This window comes from Microlunatus sp. Gsoil 973, assembly GCF_009707365.1.
GTDB lineage: Bacteria > Actinomycetota > Actinomycetes > Propionibacteriales > Propionibacteriaceae > Microlunatus.
Window position 1 is genome coordinate 4110321 of the sequence record NZ_CP046122.1, and the last position, 18948, is coordinate 4129268.

Here is an 18948-nt window from a genome sequence, read left to right on the forward strand (position 1 = left end):
CTAGTTCACCGTGGCCGCGGCGGCGGACTCGGTTGACGACCGGTGATCGGGTTCGGATTGATCGGGTTCGGATTGATCCTGTTCCGGATGGTCCTGTTCCGGATGGTCTTGTTCCGGATGGTGTTGTTCTGAATGATCTTGGTCAGGCTGCTCTTGGCGAGACTGGCCTTGTGGGGTACCGGGTGAGGACGTGGCCACCGAACAGGGGTCGGTCGCCGGTGACCGAGCGGCCTTGCGGAGGGCTTCGGCCTCGGCTCCGAGATGATCGAAGCCTTCAGCCGTACGGGTGCTGTCGACCAGACAACCGTGGAGCAGCAGGTCGACGATCGATTCGGGCTCGTCGGAGAGCCGCATCGGTTGGCTGCCGCGGAAGTGCCGCAGCATCGGATTGGAGACGGCGAACACCATGCCGCCGAGCAATTCTGCCAGTTGGGCAGGGGAGACGACCAGCTGTTTTGCGTCGGGCTCGATGAGTCCGGTCACCGCGCGATCGATCTGTCGTGCCTGTTCGAGCATGTGGTCGCGAAAGGCGATGCGGTCCTTTGCATCGGGTTCCTTGGGCGGGCCGAGCGCGTGCAGGATCTCGAAAGTCTCACTGGACCGTCCGATGAGGATCCGCACCACTTCGGTGAGCCGCTCGGCGAACGGAAGCGTCGGATCGATCTGGTCGACCCGCTCCAGCGTGAGACCTGCTCCGATGTACCGTTCGACCAGCGCGCCGAACAGTTCCTCTTTGCTGGAGAACACGCGGAACAGCGTTCCCTCGGCGACGCCGGCGGCCTCGGCGAGCTGGCGGGTGCTCGCCTGGCGGCCGTGTTGTTTGATCACCGGAGCGACGGCGTCCAGGATCTGGGCGCGCCGTTCGTCCGCGGGAAGCGCAGCTGCACGGGCCATGGCGGCTACATTATGAGTGAGTGCTCACTCACTCAAGTGATTTCTTCGAATTCGGCGAAAGTCATGACACCCGTCATGGTCGACGCGCTGGCGCCGCCGCCCCGCCACTTCGCGGCCGGCCGCTACCGAGGCCTGGGCCTGTGTCATCGCGCCGGTTGATCCGCCGTCGGAGCCGACACGCCGCACATATTGAGGAATATCTGACCCCTCGGCGGAGTGGGGGATGACTCAGCGGCGGCCGAGTGCCGCCATCACCATGTCATCGCTGGGGAACCCCTGGGTCAGGTAGCGCGCGGGAAGCTCGGCGACCGGCTCCAGCAGGGCTTGGGCCTGGTCGACCAGATCCGCCCAGCGGATACCGACGGTGGCGCCGTCGAGGCGGACCAGGATGATCTCGTCGACGACGGGCAGGGCCGCCGGGCTCTGTTGGGTCCAGTTCGTGATCGACCAGGGCTGTCCGTCGGGTTTGCGGACGACCGTGTACTCGCTGACGCCGGCCGCCTGCCCGTGGGAACCGAGCCGAGCCCGCAGCGGCTCGGCCTGGCGGCCGTAGACCTGGGCTTTGTGCAACCGGGTGACAAGCTCGTCGGTGTGCTCCGGCGTCGGCGCCCAGCCGATCGGCTCCCAACCGAGCTGGGTCAGCCGGTGGGGTGTCACGGACTCCACGCGTTCGCCGTCCTGCAGCAGCTCCTGGATGGTCGCGGCAGCGACCATCATGCCGTTCGGGTCGTCGCTGCCGGTGACCAAGGTCAGTCCGCGACCGAGTGCCCAGGCGATCGGTGCACCGGTGATCGGCAGCGACGATGCCAGCTCGGGCAAGACCCAGACGGCACCGGCGTAGACCTCATCGCGGACCAGGATCGTCTTGTCGTCCAGCCGCGATGCGCCGAACTCATGGCCCTGCGCGCGATCCATGCCGGCTCGGATCACGTCCTCCAGGGTGCAGCCCCACGCCTGGATCGTGCTCGGGCTGACCTTCAGGTAACCCTCGGGCAGGTCGACGACGGCTCCCACCGACAGGTCCGGAGTGATCCGCTGCACCGCGGGGAGGCCCTCGACCACTCCCTTCAGCTCCGCCTCCAATTGGTCGACGGCCGCGTGTTCGGCGCCGTAGACCCGCAACAGCAGCCGCGACCGGGCCTCGTCCAGTGACGCCGGCACGTCGGCCAACGTCGGTGGCTTGTTCTTTCCGAACACAGGTCGTTCACCCTTCCGTCGGTTGCAGGAGATCGCGGGGGTAGTACTCGTTGTCGCGATAGGTCGAATCGTCGATCTGCAGGATCTTTGTCACGGCGGCCGCTTCGTAGCACCAGTAGCCGCTGTAGCGGCGGTCGCCGCCCTCGATGCTGAGGTGGGTTCCCCACCACGGCGCTTTGCGGCTGTTGTTGTACCAGGTCTCGAGGAACTTCTGCATCCGCTCCGGTGACCTGGACCGAACCGATTCCAGCAGTAGGGCGTACGGCTTGGGCCAGGCGACCTGATCACCGATGCCGTCGATCGAGTGGGCGGGATCGGCGAGGAAGTCGTAGATCGAATCCATCCCCTGGGAGCCGGTCGCAGCGATCAACTCCGTACGACCGGCCTCGATCTGGAGCAACAGGCTCAGCGACAACACCTGCAGCGGCTGCAGGTATTGCGCCGGATGGGAGGCGAAGGTGTACGCGCCGGCACCGGTCAACGGCTGGTGCTGCCGATACAGCGCTTCGGCGGTGATCAACTCGGTCGCGTGCTCGCGGACGACCGGGATCGGGTCGCCGCGTGAATAGGACGCATTGGTCAGCGTGTACGCCGCAGTGCGGTAGATCTGGAGCAGATCGACGTACAACTCGATGTCGTCGGCCTTCAGGTCGGTGTCCGCCGCGTCCCGTCGGCCGTCGACAACGGCGGCTTGGTTGGCCTCGATCAGCTCATCGAAGTAGCCGCGGTCGGCGCGATGATCGCGCATCTGGTCTCCCACGAGGTAACTTTACCGATCCGGGCGATCTGCCCGGGTCGATCCGGCTAGTGGAGGTCGACCGCACCCAGCTTGGCGCCGTCCGCGCCCAGGATGCTGAGATGTACGCCGCCGTCCTGGTAGACGTTGGCGACGAATTTCTCCACGGTGCCGTCCCGCAGGCCGCGGGTGATCTGTGCCGCCAACCGGGCGTCGCCACCGACAGCGTTCTGGATGCGGGAGGCGCCACCGATGCTGCCGCGCAGCCAGGAGTCGGACATCTGCCGGCCGTCCTGGGTCATGGACAGGCCGTTCTTGCCCCACTTGGACTCGACGATGGCGTACTTGCCGGTCGTCGGATCCTTGTAGATCGCATCGATGCCGTTCTGGCTGACGCTGGGGTGCTGGACGTCGACGCGTTCGAAGCGATGCGCCTGCATGTAGGCATCGCTGGCCCGCTCGCCGTACTCACCCTTCTGCTTGTTGGTCCAACCCGGGTCGCCCTTCTCCTCGTAGTGCCAGACGCCGTCCTTGTCGTACGCGCTGTGATCGTGGGCGTTCGGGTCGTTGGCGTTGGGGTCGTGGGCGTTGGGGTCGTGAGCCCCTGGGTCGTGTGAGCCCGGGTCGTGGGCGCCCGGCTCGTGACCGGCTGGGACGTCAGCTCCCGGATCGCGTACCGGCGGTACGTCACCGGGCGCGTGTTCGCCCACGTTCGGGTGGTCGACGGTGACGTGGTCGTGCGGCACGTTCGGAACGTCGATGTCGGTCTTCTCAAGACCCTTCAGCCCGTCGCCGAGGTCGTCGGTGACCTTTCCGAGGTTGCCGAGTTCGGTCTTGCCCACGCCGCCGGCGATCCTGCTGAGGTCGGCACCCTCGCCGGTGACCTTGGCAACGTCACCGAGTCCCTCAAGACCGCGCGATCCCTTGGCCACATCGCTGGCACCCTCGACCGCCTTGGCGCCACCAGCGACCGCCTTGCCCCCGGCGCTGACTTCACCGCCGACCGGGATGAACAGGCTGCCCACATTGAACAGCGACGAGCCGAACGTACGGGCCGGATCGTCCTTCCACTTCGCGAACGGATCCTTGGCGAAGGCGTCGATGCCGACCAGGCTCGGTACGAAGTTGATGTTGGTCTTGATGCTGGTCCGGATGTAGTTGCCGACCGGCCCCGGCAGCAGCGCCAGTGGATAGAACAGCGGACCACCCGTCGCCAGGTGTGCCAGACCGTTCCAGGCATGGCCCGCGGTGGACCAGCTGAAGCCGGCACCGTCCGGCCCGCTCCAGCTGAAGCCGACAAGGGAGGTGATGCCCTCGGCCATCCCGCCCAGGCCGTCGACGAAGACGCCCTTGACGACCATTTCGCCGCACCCTTCCTTGCGCTCGACGGTCTTGCCCCACGGCGTCTCGGCGTTGTCCGGGATGTCGGTCACGCCGTAGCCGTTGGGATTGGACTCGCTGGCTGCCGAGATGTGTGCTGCGTGGTAGACATCCCGGATCGCGTTGGCGCATTTCCGCTCCGCCGCCCAGAGCTGTTCCTGTTGATCATTTGTCCGGCGGATCAGCGCATTGTTCGCGTCGACGGTCGCCTGATCGGAGTCCCAGTCGACTTCTTCGGGCTCGGCCGGCAGGGAGCCGCCCGCGTACGGGTTGTAGCCGCCGCTGGCCTGTTTGGTGATCTTGCCGTCGTGGATCCCGGAAAGGAAGGCCGACGCATCGCTTCGGATCTTGGCGACAGCGGCCTTGATGGTCCGCACCTCGCCGGCGAAGGTCTCCAGTGCAGTGGCGACCTTGCCCATGTCCGTGCCGAAATCGGTGGCCGCCTTCTGGGCGGGCTGGATGGCGCTGAACAGTGTGTCCTGCTCCGGCGCGTGGTAGCCCTTCTTCAGGCCGGACCAGGCCTTCGCCACGTTGCCGCCGGTGGTGGAGACATTCGAACCGACGCCGCGGATCCTGCCGGCGGCACTCTCGATCGCCTCGGGGTTCATGTTGTCCCCGGGCATCGTTGCGGTGTTGATCGGATCAGCCATGAGTCACGTTGTCCTTCGAGCCGCAGCTCAGTGCGGGATCTTGCTGACTTTCCCCTGGGCGGCGTTCTTCTGGTAGGTCTGCATCATCTCCAGGTCGCCCTCGACATAGGCCGTGGTCGCCGCGGCAGCACCGGTCAGGCACGCCTTGATGTGGGTGCTCATGCTGTTCAGAGCCGTCTTCTCGTGCTCGAACAGGCCATTCAGCGCGGGGACGATCGCGCCGCTGTTCCCGCAGGCACCCGCCGCAGCCGAGACATGACCGGACATCGGCTGCAGATCCTTCTCGAAGCCCTCGGCGGCCTTGCTCGTCGCCTTCAACGTTGCCGACACCTCGGTGGTGGAGATGTTGTACTTGGACATGGGTCAGACAGTCCTTGTCACAGGTGTGAATGAGTCGGGCGGCGTCCGGCGGTGCGTCAGACGATGTTGGCGACGGCCTGACCGGCCCGCTTCAGCGCGGCGAGGGCGGTCTCGTCGTTCTGCTGCAGGGACTGGCGAAGCAGCCGGATGATGTCGCGTACCTGGCCGGCCTTCGCATGCCACTGCTGTTCCTTGCCCTGGTACTCCTCGGACACGCCGGTGGCCAGGTAATGGGACATCGCAGCCTTGACCTGCTGGTCACGCAGGTTCAGCAGCGACTCGAGCTGGTTGGCGACGGTGTTGAAGTTGGTCTGCGCGTCACCGGAGCTGTCGGTGTTGTACGCGCGATCTCCCGGAGCGGGAAGAACCATGATCATTTCTCCTGGAAGCTTGGAAGGTGGGGAATGGGGCCGGGCCTACACAGCTGTGCGGCCGGAGACTCCGCTGAATCGGGCGGCGTCGAAGTTCGCCGATGCCATCAGTGCGTGGGTCTGGTCATGCTGTTCGGCGACACCCTGGGCGAACGCCGAATCCTGCCCACCGACACCGGCCAGCACCGACCGCAACGCGGCGTTGAGACCGTTGGCGATCTCGTCGGTGTGCGCCTTGAACTCGTCGAACGCCATTCGGCCGGCGCCCTGGAAGTCCTGCTGGATCGGCTCGGCCGCCGCGGCAAGCTGGCGCACCAACGATCCGAGATCGTCGCTGTTGGTCGACGTCTGACGGGTCAGCGTTGTCAGGGTGCTGTCCCCCATCACGTAACGCGCCATGATCACTCCTTTTGAAACGGCTGGTCTTCGGTTGACTCGTCGTCAGTTGACCCCTCCGACGCAACCGTTCCGCTCTTGGTTCCGGGTGACCGGAACATTCACGAATAGGTTGTCGACGGGATTCGTGAATAGGTTGGCGACCGGATTCACCGGACCTTCCACGAGATCACCGACACCACGACAGTAGATCGGGTCGGGGCCATGCAGCACAACTCCCACCCGGGTGCCAGGTGAGGGTGACTTTCTGTATGCGGGTCGAGCCGGGTGCTTTGGAACCCTGCTTCCGTACCATGTTCGCCACGGGCCGCCGGCCGATCCGCCCTGTCGATCTGGAGGAATCTGTGCCACGGGCGCTGTTGGGTAACGGGAGTTGTCGACGTTGCGGCTCCTTCCGCTCCAACGCCGGAATCTGTGCCGGGTGCGGAGCGATCTGGTCGCCGGCAGCCGGCAGTACGGCTGCCATCGCCGGCGCCGGCCTGACCGGTGTCGTCAGGGCATCGCTCGGACGCCGGTATCTGGCGGACGTCATCGACCTGTTGCCACCGCTTCTGCTGGCTGCCGCCGCGGTCGTCGTGTTCATGACCACCGACCGGCAACCGCTCGGCTGGCTGTTGCTGGCCATTGCCGTGGTGGTCGCACTCGCCGAACTCGGCTGGGTGTTGGCCACCGGCCGCAGCCCCGGCCGACTGCTGATCGGGCTGCGTACGGTCGACGACCTGTCGGGCACACCCATCCGGTTCTCCAGGCTGCGACGCCAGCTGGCCGGAGCCGTACGCGGGCGGTCGCTGACCGCCGACCTGCGGCACGGCCGGGACCCGATGCGGCCCCGGACGGCACCCGTGCCGCTCCCCGGTTCCGACGGATCCCTGCAGAGCCCGGTCGGCGCCGGCACCTCGACCCCAGGAATCTTCGGTGCGGCGCCGCGCCGGACCTGGACGAGGGTTCGCTTCCTGACCGCTGCCAGCGTGGTTTCGATCGTCCTCGAGGACGGTTCCCGTCGGGTGCTGAACCGGCCACTGGTGATCGGCCGTGACCCGGATCGCGCTCACCCCGACCGCGGCTACCCCGACCGCGGCTACCCCGATCGCAGCTCTCCCGATCGCGGGCCCGACCACAGGAACGACCGGTACGACGTGTTGGCGCTGCCGGATCTGTCCCGGAGGCTGGACAAGACCCACCTCTTGCTGGAACGGTCCGAGTCGACGGTCTGGGTCACCGACCTGAACTCCGCGGGCGGCACCGCGATCGTCAGCACCGACGGTGTCCGGGTACCGCTGGCCGCCGAGGTGCGTTCACCCGTCCCGATCGGATCGACCGTCGAATGTGGCGGACGCCGGTTGATGGTGGTGGCCGATGGCTGACCCGGACGAACCGGTGCCGCTGACCACCGAGGACGTGGCCCATCCGCTGGCCGACCGGCTGGGCCAGGCGGCCGACGGCACGCGCTGGGTGGCGACCGAGACGCGCAGCCGGGTCGTCCACCTGAGCGCCGGACGGATGAACCTGCTGGCCATCGCCGCGCGCGACGGGCGGCGCCCGGTCCTGATCAGCGACGAATTGAGCTCATTGACCCCGGCCTGCGCACGGATCTGGCAGCAGTCGGGCGGCAGCTGGGTCGTACGGCAGTCCGGCGGCGGCCTGCGGAACGGGTTCGGCGGCCGACGGATCGACCGGATCGAGGAGGCCTGGACCCAGCCGCGGCCGCGGACGGTCGACGACTACGCCGTGGGCTACCTGCGGCCGACCGATGCCGACATCCTTCAGATCACCACCATCGTCGGATTGCGGCACCCGGCCCGGGAACAGACCCTGCTCGGCGGTCCGGTCGAGCAGCTCAACGACGCAGCGTCGGACGGTGCCGCGATGGCCTGGGGCGCCACCGAACCGGTCGGCGAGCCGTGGAACCGGCGTCGGCTGACCGACGCGATCCGCACCGAGATGCCACGGCTGACCACCGTCATCGCCACCGGTCGAAACCTCTCCGCGACGCTTGCCGCCCAGCGCACCAACCTCGGGGTCGAGGAGATCGATCATGTCCTCGTCGGCATCGGTTCTCCGGCGGAGGAGGCCCTGGCCCGGATCCGTACCCGGATGGCCGACGTGCTGCGCCGACTCGCCGAGACCGGCATGCCGCTGGTCGGCATGCAGCTGGCCCGTAGGGGACCGCGGGACCTGTCGGTTCCGCCAAGTCTGCTGCCGCCGCCGGTCCCACTGTCGCTGTTCCTCGGGGCGCCTGCGGTCCGCGGTTTCGGCCTGGACGTCGCCCAGCTGCGGGAGCGGTTCGGCGCCGAACCGGTCGGTCGGCCGCGGCTGCCCGCCCTGTTGTTCGACCTCGGCCAGGTCGGCTTCGAGGCCTGGCAGCGGCTGGACCGGATCCTCGGCTCGCTCAATCCCGACCTGCTGGCCGAATCGCTCGGCATGGGTGCCGCCTCACTGTCCGAGGTACGTGCCGGGGCGCCCCTCCCTGATCCCGAAGGGGGTTCGGATGCCTGACCGCGACCTCGTCCTGCTGGAGACCGTCAAGACCCATCGGGCCAGGCTGGTCTCGGCGTTCCTGTCCGGCGAGCTGGCCGAACGCCGGGTGATCAACGACAATCTGCGTCGCCTGCTCGGCGGGATCGTGCTGGCCGCGGTCGTCTGCGCCGCCAGCGTCGGGTTCTCCTTCATCTCCGCCCAACTCGGCAAGCAGGCACGGCAGCAGCAGCAGGAGCAGGGCATGGGCCCCGCCACCGGACCGGTCTTCGCCTCCGACACTTTCGATCGGACCGCGCCCGACGGCTGGGGCCGCGCCGATCGGGGCGGAACCTGGCAGTTGGCCGGGCCGTCCGAGGCGTACTCGGTGGTCAACGGGGCCGGTCTGATCCGCCTGGAGCAGTCCGGTGCCGGGCCGTCCGTGGCGGAACGTGGCGGCTACCTGCCAGGACTCGAGGAGGATCGCTCCGACATGACGGTCACGGTCCGACCAGAGCCGGCGCTGACGGCCGGGAGCAGCATCGTGCTCAGTCTCCAGGGCCGGCGGGTGAGCTCCGACCAGGACTATCGGGCGGTGGTCCGGTTGCTCCGGGGCGGCGGAACCTCGGTCGCACTGGTCAGGATCTCCGCGTCGGACCAGGTGGACTCGCGGGTACAACAGGTGTCGCCGACGGTCACCACACCCGGCTCGGCCGATGCCGGCGACCAGCCGATCCCGGTGTCGATCCGGATGCAGGTGATCGGCGGCAACCCGACGACCCTGCGGGCGAAGGTGTGGACCGGTGGAGCGGCCGAACCGCAGGCCTGGACAGTCACCGGCAGCGACAGCACGCCGGACCTGCAGCGGCCGGGAACGATCGGGCTGCTGGCCACCGGCGGGATCACCGAGGGTGGCCAGTCCGATCTGGCCGTCACCGATCTTGTCGCGAGGAAGGCGCCGTGATCACGCACACCCCGACAACGCCCGCCCGCCTGATTCCGGAGAGCGGCCGATGACCGACTTCACCCGGCTCACTGTCATCGGCACGCTGCGACGCGCCGAACTGGTGGTGCCCGACGACGAGCCGCTGGGCGGGCTGCTGCCCCGGCTGCTCGACCTGCTCGACGAACCGGCCGGGCCGGCCGCCCGGCCGCTGACCGTGGTCCGCACCACCGGCGAGCAACTCGACGCCGCGCTGTCGGCGGCACAGCAACGACTTCTCGACGGGGAGATCCTCCGCCTGGTCCGGGCCGATGAGGCTCCGCCACCGCCGGAGGTCGCCGACGTCACCGATGTCGTCGGGAGCACCTTCGCCGATCGACGCGGCCGTTGGACCAGCGCCACCCGCCATGTCGTCGCAGCCGCAGCGGTCGGAGTGCTGCTCTGCGCCGCCGATCTGGTCCGGCCGGTCTCCGCAACGGTCGCCGGGATCGCCGTCCTTGTGCTGATCGCGGCAGCAGTCCTGACCGGCCGACTCGGTCGCCGCTGGCCGGCGACCGTCCTCACCTCGGCTGCTGTCGGTCTCACGGTCGCGGCGGTGCACAGCGCGGCACCAGCCGCCGACCTGCTCGGCCGGACACCGTACTTCCGGCTCGGCCCCGGGGCAGTCACCGCGGCCGCTGTGTGGCTGGTGCTCGGGCTCGGCTTCGGCGCAGGCCTGCGCAACCGGTCGGCCGGTCCGGCGGCCGCGCTCGGCGCCGTGCTCGCCATCCTGCCGGTCGCACTGGCCGGTCTGGGCATGCCGGCCGCGCACGCTCTCGCGGTCGATGCGGTGCTGGCCGGGATCGGCTGCGGCCTGCTGCCCTGGTACGCCCTGACCGCCTCCGGGCTGACCGGCCTCGACGACCAGGTGATGTCCGGCCGTCCCGGCCGCCGCGGCCAGGTGCTGCGCACCGTTGACGATGCCTACCGCTCGCTGACCTGGTCGACCTGGGCGGTTGCCGCTCCGCTCGCCGTCGCACCTGCGGTGCTGATTCCGGCGACCGACCGTTGGACGGCCGGACTGGGCCTGGCGTTGCTCGTGCTGACCGCGCTGCGGACCCGGGTCTTCCCGCTGGCCGTTCAGCGGATCCCGCTCTGGGCGGCGGTCCTGGTGGTTGCGATCACCGCGATCGTCACCCACCAGACCGTGCTCGGCACGGGCGGATCGGTCGCGGCACTCGCGCTGCTGGCGGCGCTGGTCGCCGTGTCGGCCGGGGTCGAACCGGCCGCGCATCAGCGGGCGAGGCTGCGCCGCTGGGGCAATCTGCTGGAGGCCGTCTCCGTCATCGCCCTACCGGTACTGCTGTTGGGTGCGTTCGGCATCTTCAGCGACCTGCTGGGAGCGTTCCGGTGACCGCCGTCGATACCGCCCGGACCGCCCTGCGGATGATCTTCGGCAGCACCGGAGCCGCGGTGGACTCGCTGCGGGCCACCGATACCGGGATCAGAACAGGGCTGCCGCTGAGCCGCCGGGTGGGTTTCGTCTCGATCGCCGGCGGTTCCGGGACGACGACGGTGGTCGGTTCGGTGGCCGCAACGCTGGCCGGACGCCGCCGGGGGGCATTGCTCGCGGTCGATGCGGACGGCGGTGGGTCCGGTCTGGTCCGCCAGCTGATCGGAGTCAGGCCGCGGCGTTCCGACTCGCAGCCGGCCGACGACGAGGCCGGCCCGGGCGTTGATGCCGCGGAACGCCGGCGGACCGCCCGGAGCGTCGACGACGCCCGCAGCGGGCTGCCGCACGCCGGACCGCTGCCCGTGCTCGATCTGAACGAGCCCGGCGGTCCCGGTACGGCGCAGCGGGCCCCCGATCGGTCGCCGAGTGGACCACCCAGCTGGGCCCGATCGCCCGGTTCTTCGACCTGGTGCTCACCGACTGGGGCGTCCGGCCACCGGCCGAGGACCTGGAACGGGTCGCCGCCTCCGGGCACGTGCTGGTTATGGTCTGCCGGGCCGACCTGGCCTCGGCGACCGCTGCCGCCGACACGACGGCAGCCCTCGCCGAACTGCCGCAGCCGCCGGGACTGCTGCTGGTGCTGACCGACGTGACGCGCACCGCGACACCGGGGCGCATCATCCAGACCCTGGCCGGAGCGCTCGACCTACCGGTCCATCGCATCCCGTACGACCCGGTGATCGGGACCGACTGGCTGACCGCAACCGGCCGGCCCGGCGCACGCTACCGGCGCGCCGTCGCCCGACTCGCCGCGGACATCGTCACGGTCGCCGCCAGCAGCCAGGCACCCGGACGATTGCCGACCGCTCCGGCCCCCGCGGAGGCGGTCGCCGACCACGCTGCCGGGCCGGTGGTGAGCGCGGGATGACCCAACGTCTGGTGCACCGCCCCACCCGGATCACCGAGCCGCTGGCCGAACCCGAAACGGAGAAGCTGGCCGCACCGCCGTCGATGCCCGACGGTCAGGTCGGCGGCCAGGCACTGCACACCCTGATTCCGGTGGCCGGCGCGATGTCGTCGGTGGTGATGATCGTCGTGATGCGCAACGCCAATCCGCTCTATCTGGTGGCCGGTGCGGTGTTGCTGGTGGTGGCGCTGATGGCCGGTGTCGGCTTCGCCGTGACCTCCCGCGGCCAGGCGGCCCGCAGCCGACGGACCCAGCGCGAGCTCTACCTGGACTATCTGGAACGGCTGCGGGCCACCATGCGCGACCGGGCCCGGGAGGTCCGGGAACTGGCCGGCACCCTGGATCCCGATCCGGCCGCGTTGCCCGAGCTGATCCGCGACCCTGGCCGGCTGTGGGAGCGCCGGCGGACCGACGCCGATTTCCTTCGGGTACGCGTCGGGTCGGGTGATGTCGGCTGGTTTGGGCTCGACGTGCCGCCGGAGGAGAATCCGGTCCGCCCGCACGACCCGATCATGCAGGCCGAGGCGCGGGCGGTCGTCGACCACTACGGCACCGTGCTGGGAGTGCCGGTCACCGCCGGCCTCGAGGGGGCGGGATCGGTCGCTCTGATCGGCGACCGGGCCGACGTGCTCGCGGTGGCCCGGTCGATGATCATGCAGCTGGCAGCACTGCACTCGCCGGAGGACCTGCTGCTGGCCGCCGTCTTCGACGACTCCGTCGCCGAGGACTGGCGCGGTTTTGACCTGCTGCCGCACGTGGTCGATCCGAACCTGTACGACGCCGGCGTCCCCGCCCGCCGGGTCGCGCCGACCGTGGCCGACCTGGCCAGAGTGCTCGGCGCCGAACTGGCCGACCGAGCCCAACTGGCGGGGACGGCCCGACGCAGCGTCGCATCCTCCACGACCCTGCCGATCAGCCGGATGGTGGTGTTCTGCGACGACCACGGCCGGCACGCGGCAGCGCTCCCGGTGCCCGACGCCGACCTGCGCCCGGCCGATCTGCAGATCACCACCGTGCACCTGCTCAGCGACCGGCTGGACGAACCGTCGGACGTCCGGGTCCGGATCACCGTCGAGGATCACATCGCCACCATCGCCGACAGCCGGCTGATCGGTGAGGACCGGCTGCCGACCCCGACCCGTAGCGCGACCATCGACCGGCCGTCACCGGAGCTGTTCACCAGCGTGACCCGCAGCCTGGCGCCGCTGCGACTCAGCCTCACCGAGGCCGAACAGGCCGAGGCCGGCCGCACCATCGACATCACCGAACTGCTCGGCATCCCCGGCGTCGGTGGCGTCGGCCCGCAGCTGTGGCGACAGCGGTCCGCCCGCGACTTCCTGCGCGTTCCGATCGGCCTGGACGACTATGGTGCGCCGGTGCTGCTGGACCTGAAGGAGTCCGCTGAACTCGGCATGGGGCCGCACGGCATCTGCATCGGCGCCACCGGCTCCGGCAAGAGCGAGATGTTGCGCACCCTGGTGCTGGCCCTCGGCCTGTCCCACCCGCCGGAGGACCTGAGCATGATCCTGGTCGACTACAAGGGCGGTGCCGCGTTCGACCCGTTCACCGGCATGCCGCACATCGCCGGGATCATGGACAACCTCGCCGACGACCCACAGCTGATCGAACGAGCCCGGGCCAGCATCTCCGGAGAGGTGGTACGCCGCCAGGAACGCCTCAAGGACGCCGGCTCACCGTCGATCAGCCACTACCGCGAACTCCGGACCGAACGGGCCAGGACCGGCGGCCCCCAGCTGCCGCCGATGCCGCACCTGTTCGTGGTCATCGACGAGTTCGGCGAGTTGCTCACCGCCGAACCCGATTTCATCGACCTGCTGATCCAGATCGGCCGGATCGGACGCTCGATCGGTGTCCACCTGCTGTTGTCGAGCCAACGGATCGAGGCCGGCAAGTTGCGCGGCCTGGACACCTACCTGTCCTATCGGATCGGGCTGCGAACCTTCTCGGAGGCGGAGAGCAGCGTCGTGCTGGACACCCCGGACGCCTTCCACCTGCCGGCGATCCCCGGGTACGGCTACCTCAAGGTCGACACCTCGATCTACCGGCGCTTCCGTTCCGGGTTTGTCTCCGGCCCGGCCGCCACACCGGGGGAACCGGTCGCCGCCGACGAGGAGCAGGTGGCCGAGCCGATGCTGCTGCCGACCTACAACACGCTGCAACGGTCGATGGCGACGACCGAGGAGGAGGGCGAGACGGAGCTGACCGCCCCGATGGTCGGCCGTCCGCTGGTCGCCGAGTGTGTCGACCGGCTCCGCGCGGGTGCCGCCGACCGGACCGTCGCCCCCGTCTGGCTGCCGCCGCTGCCCACCAGGCTGGCACTGTCCCGGGTGATCGGCGACGAGGAACGACTACCCGTACGCGACGGGCTGCAGGCGGCGATCGGGTTGCTGGACGATCCGACCCGCCAGGCGCAACAGCCCTGGCTGGGTGACCTCAGCCGGTCCGGCGGGCATCACGCGATCATCGGCGCCCCCGGCACCGGGCGCAGCACCTTCCTGCGCACCCTCGCAGTGTCGCTGTCGCTGACCTACAACCCTCGACAGGTGAGCATCTACGGCATGGATCTGACCGGCGCCGGCCTGCGCCGGATCGAGCCGTTCCCCCACGTCGGCGGCGTCGCCACCCGGGCGCACGCCGACCGGCTGCAGCGGATGCTGGAAGAGCTGAGCGGAATGCTCGCCCAGCGGGAGCGGGTGTTCCGGGACCGCGGCATCGAGTCCCCGGCCATGCTCCGTGCCGAACACGCCGCGGGCCGGGTTCCGGAGCTGGTGGCCGCCGAGATCGTCCTGTTGGTCGACGGCATCGGCGTGTTGCGCAGCGACTTCGAAGAGCTGGAGGAGCCGCTGATGGATCTGCTGCAACGCGGCAGCAGCTACGGCATCCATCTGGTCCTCACCATGACCCGCTGGAACGAGTTGCGGATCGTGCACCAGCCGATGATCGGCAGCCGGTACGAGCTGCGGCTCAACGATCCGCTGGACTCCACCATCGGCCGGAAGCTGAACGCCGTACTGAAGACCGACCAGCCCGGTCGCGTGCTGACCGACGACGAGCATTTCGCCCAGATCGCCCTGCCGGTCCTCGAGGACACCGGCGAGGCCGACCTGGGCGCGGCGGTGCAGCGGCTGGCCGAACGGTCGGCGGCCAGCTGGCACGGTCCCGCGGCCGCGCCGATCCGGCTGCTGCCCACCGATCTCGACCCGGCCGAGCTGCCCGACGCCTTGGTCGAACCGGACGCCCTGCCGCTCGGCCTGCGCCAGGACACGATGGAACCTGCGCTGCTCGAACCCGACCGCACCGACCAGCATCTGCTGGTCTTCGGCGACCCGGGCTCGGGAAAGACCACCACCCTCCGGCACCTGGTGCGGACGTTGCTGGAGCGCTACACCGCCGAGGAGTTGGTGATCGCGGTGATGGACCTGCGCGGCGAGGTCGCGGCGGAGGTGCCCGACGAGTACCTGGGCGGACACGCCACAACACCCGGGCTGGCCCACGGACTGTCCACAGCGATCGCCCAGGAACTGTCCGAACGGGTCGCCGCCGCGAACCAGACCGGCCCCGACGGCCGGCCGACGGCGGAGGCGGCGACCGCATTGCGCCGTGGCCCGCGGATCGTCGTCGTCGCCGACGACTTCGACATCCTGGACGCCGGCGGGACCGATCCGCTGGAGCCGTTGATGCCATACCTGACCTCGGCCCGGGATCTTCGCCTGCACGTCCTGCTCAGCCGTCCGGTCGCCGGGATCGGCCGGGCCATGTACGGGCAGGCGCTGCAGACCCTCCGCGACTCCGGCGGGACCGTGCTGTTGATGTCCGGCGAGCGGGCGGAGGGCCCGGTGCTGCCGGGGCTGTACGCCGAGCCGATGGTTTCCGGCCGCGGACGGCTGGTCCGACGGGCCGAACCGCCGCGGATGATCCAGGTGGCCAACGCTCGGCCCAACGACGACGGCGAGGGTCCCGGCGAGCCACAGCCCGACCGGAGAGGAGCTCGGCTCCATGCCTCGTGAGTACCGGATGATGTCGACCGAGCCGATCGATCTCGGCGTCGTCGTGCGGGCCGCCGACGAGGTCGACCCGGGGCTTCGGCCACGACTGCTGTTCGGCGGCTGGGCCGCCCAACTGGTCGATCGGCAGGGCATCGCGGTGCTCACCGTCGAGGCATCCCGGCGGCTGGACGACCGCAGCCAGGCCGACCAGCTGCTCGGACCTCCTGCCGGTGATCCGATCGCCGAACCCGCTGCGGACGCAGCGTTCGTCTGGTGGACCGAGGCCTCGGCGCCCTGGGGTGTGGCCGGCGAGCCCGGTTCCCGGCTGGCCCGGATCATCGCCGAAGCGGTCGGCGCCCGGCTGGTCGCGGAGGAGGGTCAGTGACTGCCGCCGGACCGGCACGGTCGTCCTTCCCGGGCGCGACGCCTGCTTCGATCCCGACACCCGTCAATCCACACCCGTCCGATCCGATCCCCGGTCTGCGCCGACTGCTGGTCGCCGGAACCGCCGGAGGAGTCGGTACGACCACCGTGGCTGCGCTGCTCTTCGCCGAACTCCGCGACACCGGTGATGCCCCGTTCCTGATCGACCACACCGGTGGTGATCTTGGTCCCCGGCTTCCCGGAGGTGACGAGGTGACAGCGGTCGACCACCGGTTCCGGCTGCACGATCTCGGCCGCAACGTCGGCGTCGCAGCAGCTGAGCTGGCCGATCCGGGGACCTCGCTGATCATGGTCACCGCGGCAACACCGCTCGGCCGGACCCTCGCCGCGGAGCAGCTGCGCCTGCTTGATCACCGTGGAAATGATCATGGGGACCAGCGCCCCGATCAGGGTGGTGATCAGAACCGGGCGGCGCAGGTCGTCGTCGTCCAGGTCGAATGTTTCGGCCGGCGCCAACGCCGTCCGGTGCCCGACGCCGGGGCGCGGGTCCGCGATCAACTGCTGCTGCCGGTGGACGACGTCCTGGCTGCCGGCGGCAGAATCCCCTACAACCGGCTGGCCCGGCAGACCCGGCAGGCGATCCGCCGACTGGCCGCCGCGGTCCGAGCGGACCTGGGCCGCTGATCCGGCGAAGGGTCAGCCGCGTTTCCTGCGCAGCCGTACGCCACCGGATACCATGCGCCGGTGTCCGAGTCGTCAGCCCGATCGTCGTCGCCCGTCGACGCCGCGCGGGCGATCCGCGGCTTCAGCGCGTCCGCGGAGGCGGTCGTCCTCGGTGACGCGGATCCGGAGCTGCGTGCAACCCTCCGCGAGGTCTGCGGCGGCGCCGAAATCGGTCGGGTGCTCACCCTCGCCGACCTCGCCGTCCGCGCAGCCGGCGGCACCGGTCCGTTCGTCCTGGCCGCGGCGGGGCTGGACCTCGACCTGCCGGCGACCTTGGATCTGCTGGATTCCCCGGGCGACCGGACTGCCGCGCTGCTCGCCGACCCGCGCAACATCGAGGCGCCGCACCGCCAGTCCTACGGTTTGGACCGGGCGACACTGGCCAGGGTCGGGACCGCCGGCATCATCGAATCCACCGGAGCGACCGGGCACTCGGTCGGCAACCCGAACCGGGTGGTGATCGGCCTGCTGCGGATCCGGTCCGTCGACCGTCGCCGCGCGGCCGAGATCTGGGCGGCCGCCGCAGACCAGCTCGACTCCGCGGACGCCACCCTCGATCTGTTCGATCTGGCCCTGATGGCACTGGTGCGAGGCGGGCTGGGTGTCGGTGAGCAGCCGCTGGGCTACTACCGGTGGTCGCGCAACGGTGCCGCGTTGGCCGGACTCGGCGCCACCGCGTGGGACCAGCGGCTGCGATCGGCGTCCCGGCTGGGCGACGGGGCCTACTCGGCGGCCGTCGTGCGCCGGCTCTCCCGGATCGGCACGCGCCGCGCACTGCGCACCCCGTTGACGCCGAACCTGATCACCGCGATCAGTCTCGGTGTCGGCGTGGCCGCCGGGTTGTTGATCTTCACCGGCCACCCGATCGCCTGGGTGGTTGCCGCGGTCCTGCTTCAGGTGGCGTTGATCATCGACTGCGTGGACGGTGAGGTGGCGCGATTCACCCGCCGCTATTCGGCGTTCGGTGGCTGGCTGGACGGCATCGGCGATCGGATCAAGGAGTACCTGGTCTTCGCCGCCGTCGGGGCGGTGGCCGTCCGTGATCATCATCCGTACGGCTGGCTGCTGGCGATCATCGCGCTGGTGGTGGTCACCGCAAGACATCTCGAGGACTACGCCTACACCGACCGGCAGGCAGCCGGCCGGGTCGCAGGACCGGCGCCGGTGTCGGTCACCCGACCCGACGACGGATCACCCGACGGCACCCGGACGGCACTGCCTGCCCCGCCGACCCGATCCGCCCGGATCACCTTCTGGGCCAAGAAGATCGCCCATGTTCCGATCGCCGAACGCTATCTGGTGCTTTCGGTGACGCTCCTCACCCTGCAACCGGTCTGGGTTTTGGCCGCGGCTGTCGCAGTGTCCGGGTTCGCTCTGGTCTGGGTCGTCGGGGGCCGGCTGCTGCGGGCACTCAGGCAGCATCGGGCGTACCGGACGCCGAGCCTTGATCATCAACTCGACCTCGGGCTGCTGTCCATGCTGGCCGGCCGGGTCCGCTTCCCGTTCCTGCCGGGGACGGTGATCCTGATCATTCTCTGGCTGGGGTTGATCGCCAGCATCTGTTACGACGCGCCGACGATCGCCTGGGCCTGGGCCGCCGCATCGGTCATCGTCGCCGGGTGCACCTTGGGCCCTCCGGTGACCGACCGGTTCGGTTGGCTGGCGTTGCCGCTGGTCTGGATCGCTGAGAGTGCGGTGATCAGCAGTCTGCTCGCCGCCCGCATCGACGGGGCGCTGGTCTTCGTGGCCGTCGCCGCGATCGCCTACCGGCGTTACGAGTTGATCTACTCCATCCGGTTGCGGGGCACGACCGGTCCGCGGTCGCTGCTCGGCGCCGACGGCCGGATTTTGGCGATCGGCGTGTTGTTCACGGTCCGGGCGCTGACCGACAACCCCGGATTCATCACCTGGGGGCTGGCTGCGGTGGCGATCGAGACCTTGGGCGAGGCGGTCCTGGGCACCGCCGTCCGTTGGCGGCGGCCCGCCCGGATACGCCGAACATTGACCAGGGAACAACGACACAGTGAGGCGGGTTCGTAGGCGACATGAGCCAC

The 18948-nt window shown here is 69.8% G+C and carries 16 protein-coding genes; 9 read left to right on the forward strand and 7 right to left on the reverse strand.

The window, feature by feature from the left end:
• The 7 genes from GJV80_RS19335 to GJV80_RS19365 form a co-directional block, all read right to left on the reverse strand.
• Complete coding sequence (locus GJV80_RS19335; protein WP_154689300.1) at positions 1-894, reverse strand: TetR/AcrR family transcriptional regulator; 894 nt, start codon at positions 892-894, stop codon at positions 1-3.
• A 228-nt stretch (positions 895-1122) separates the two neighbouring features.
• Positions 1123-2091, reverse strand: a complete 969-nt coding sequence (locus GJV80_RS19340; RefSeq protein WP_154689301.1) for a hypothetical protein — start codon at positions 2089-2091, stop codon at positions 1123-1125.
• Between the two features lie 7 nt (positions 2092-2098).
• Complete coding sequence (locus GJV80_RS19345; RefSeq protein WP_154689302.1) at positions 2099-2851, reverse strand: PoNe immunity protein domain-containing protein; 753 nt, start codon at positions 2849-2851, stop codon at positions 2099-2101.
• A gap of 44 nt (positions 2852-2895) precedes the next feature.
• Positions 2896-4857: a hypothetical protein gene (locus GJV80_RS19350; protein WP_154689303.1), complete on the reverse strand. Its 1962-nt coding sequence runs from the start codon at positions 4855-4857 to the stop codon at positions 2896-2898.
• A 27-nt stretch (positions 4858-4884) separates the two neighbouring features.
• On the reverse strand, positions 4885-5217 hold the full coding sequence (locus GJV80_RS19355) for a DUF6507 family protein (protein ID WP_154689304.1): 333 nt from the start codon (positions 5215-5217) through the stop codon (positions 4885-4887).
• Between the two features lie 56 nt (positions 5218-5273).
• A complete protein-coding gene (locus tag GJV80_RS19360; RefSeq protein ID WP_154689305.1) occupies positions 5274-5588 on the reverse strand; it encodes a pore-forming ESAT-6 family protein in 315 nt (104 codons plus the stop codon).
• 45 nt (positions 5589-5633) lie between these two features.
• Positions 5634-5987, reverse strand: coding sequence for a hypothetical protein (locus GJV80_RS19365; protein ID WP_154689306.1), 354 nt, complete (start codon positions 5985-5987; stop codon positions 5634-5636).
• A gap of 341 nt (positions 5988-6328) precedes the next feature.
• On the opposite strand from GJV80_RS19365, the gene GJV80_RS19370 reads away from it, so the two are divergent.
• The 9 genes from GJV80_RS19370 to GJV80_RS19410 all read left to right on the forward strand — a co-directional run bounded on the left by GJV80_RS19370 (position 6329) and on the right by GJV80_RS19410 (position 18934).
• The gene (locus tag GJV80_RS19370) at positions 6329-7348 is read left to right on the forward strand and encodes an FHA domain-containing protein (RefSeq protein ID WP_195909020.1); all 1020 of its coding nucleotides are present in this window, start codon (positions 6329-6331) and stop codon (positions 7346-7348) included.
• A complete protein-coding gene (locus tag GJV80_RS19375; protein ID WP_154689308.1) occupies positions 7341-8480 on the forward strand; it encodes a DUF6177 family protein in 1140 nt (379 codons plus the stop codon). Before GJV80_RS19370 ends, GJV80_RS19375 begins: the two co-directional genes overlap by 8 nt.
• Positions 8473-9402, forward strand: coding sequence for a hypothetical protein (locus tag GJV80_RS19380; RefSeq protein WP_154689309.1), 930 nt, complete (start codon positions 8473-8475; stop codon positions 9400-9402). Before GJV80_RS19375 ends, GJV80_RS19380 begins: the two co-directional genes overlap by 8 nt.
• A 49-nt stretch (positions 9403-9451) precedes the next feature.
• Positions 9452-10774: an EsaB/YukD family protein gene (locus GJV80_RS19385; protein ID WP_154689310.1), complete on the forward strand. Its 1323-nt coding sequence runs from the start codon at positions 9452-9454 to the stop codon at positions 10772-10774.
• A 508-nt stretch (positions 10775-11282) separates the two neighbouring features.
• The gene (locus tag GJV80_RS19390; protein WP_154689311.1) at positions 11283-11741 is read left to right on the forward strand and encodes a hypothetical protein; all 459 of its coding nucleotides are present in this window, start codon (positions 11283-11285) and stop codon (positions 11739-11741) included.
• A complete protein-coding gene (eccCa, locus tag GJV80_RS19395) occupies positions 11738-15808 on the forward strand; it encodes a type VII secretion protein EccCa (RefSeq protein WP_154689312.1) in 4071 nt (1356 codons plus the stop codon). Before GJV80_RS19390 ends, eccCa begins: the two co-directional genes overlap by 4 nt.
• Positions 15798-16172: a hypothetical protein gene (locus tag GJV80_RS19400; RefSeq protein ID WP_154689313.1), complete on the forward strand. Its 375-nt coding sequence runs from the start codon at positions 15798-15800 to the stop codon at positions 16170-16172. Before eccCa ends, GJV80_RS19400 begins: the two co-directional genes overlap by 11 nt.
• Positions 16169-16855 carry a hypothetical protein gene (locus tag GJV80_RS19405; RefSeq protein WP_154689314.1) on the forward strand — a complete coding sequence of 229 codons (687 nt, stop codon included), beginning with the start codon at positions 16169-16171 and terminating at the stop codon, positions 16853-16855. The genes GJV80_RS19400 and GJV80_RS19405 overlap by 4 nt, the downstream gene beginning before the upstream one ends.
• 60 nt (positions 16856-16915) lie before the next feature.
• A complete protein-coding gene (locus GJV80_RS19410) occupies positions 16916-18934 on the forward strand; it encodes a CDP-alcohol phosphatidyltransferase family protein (protein ID WP_154689315.1) in 2019 nt (672 codons plus the stop codon).
• The last annotated feature ends 14 nt before the right edge of the window (positions 18935-18948 follow it).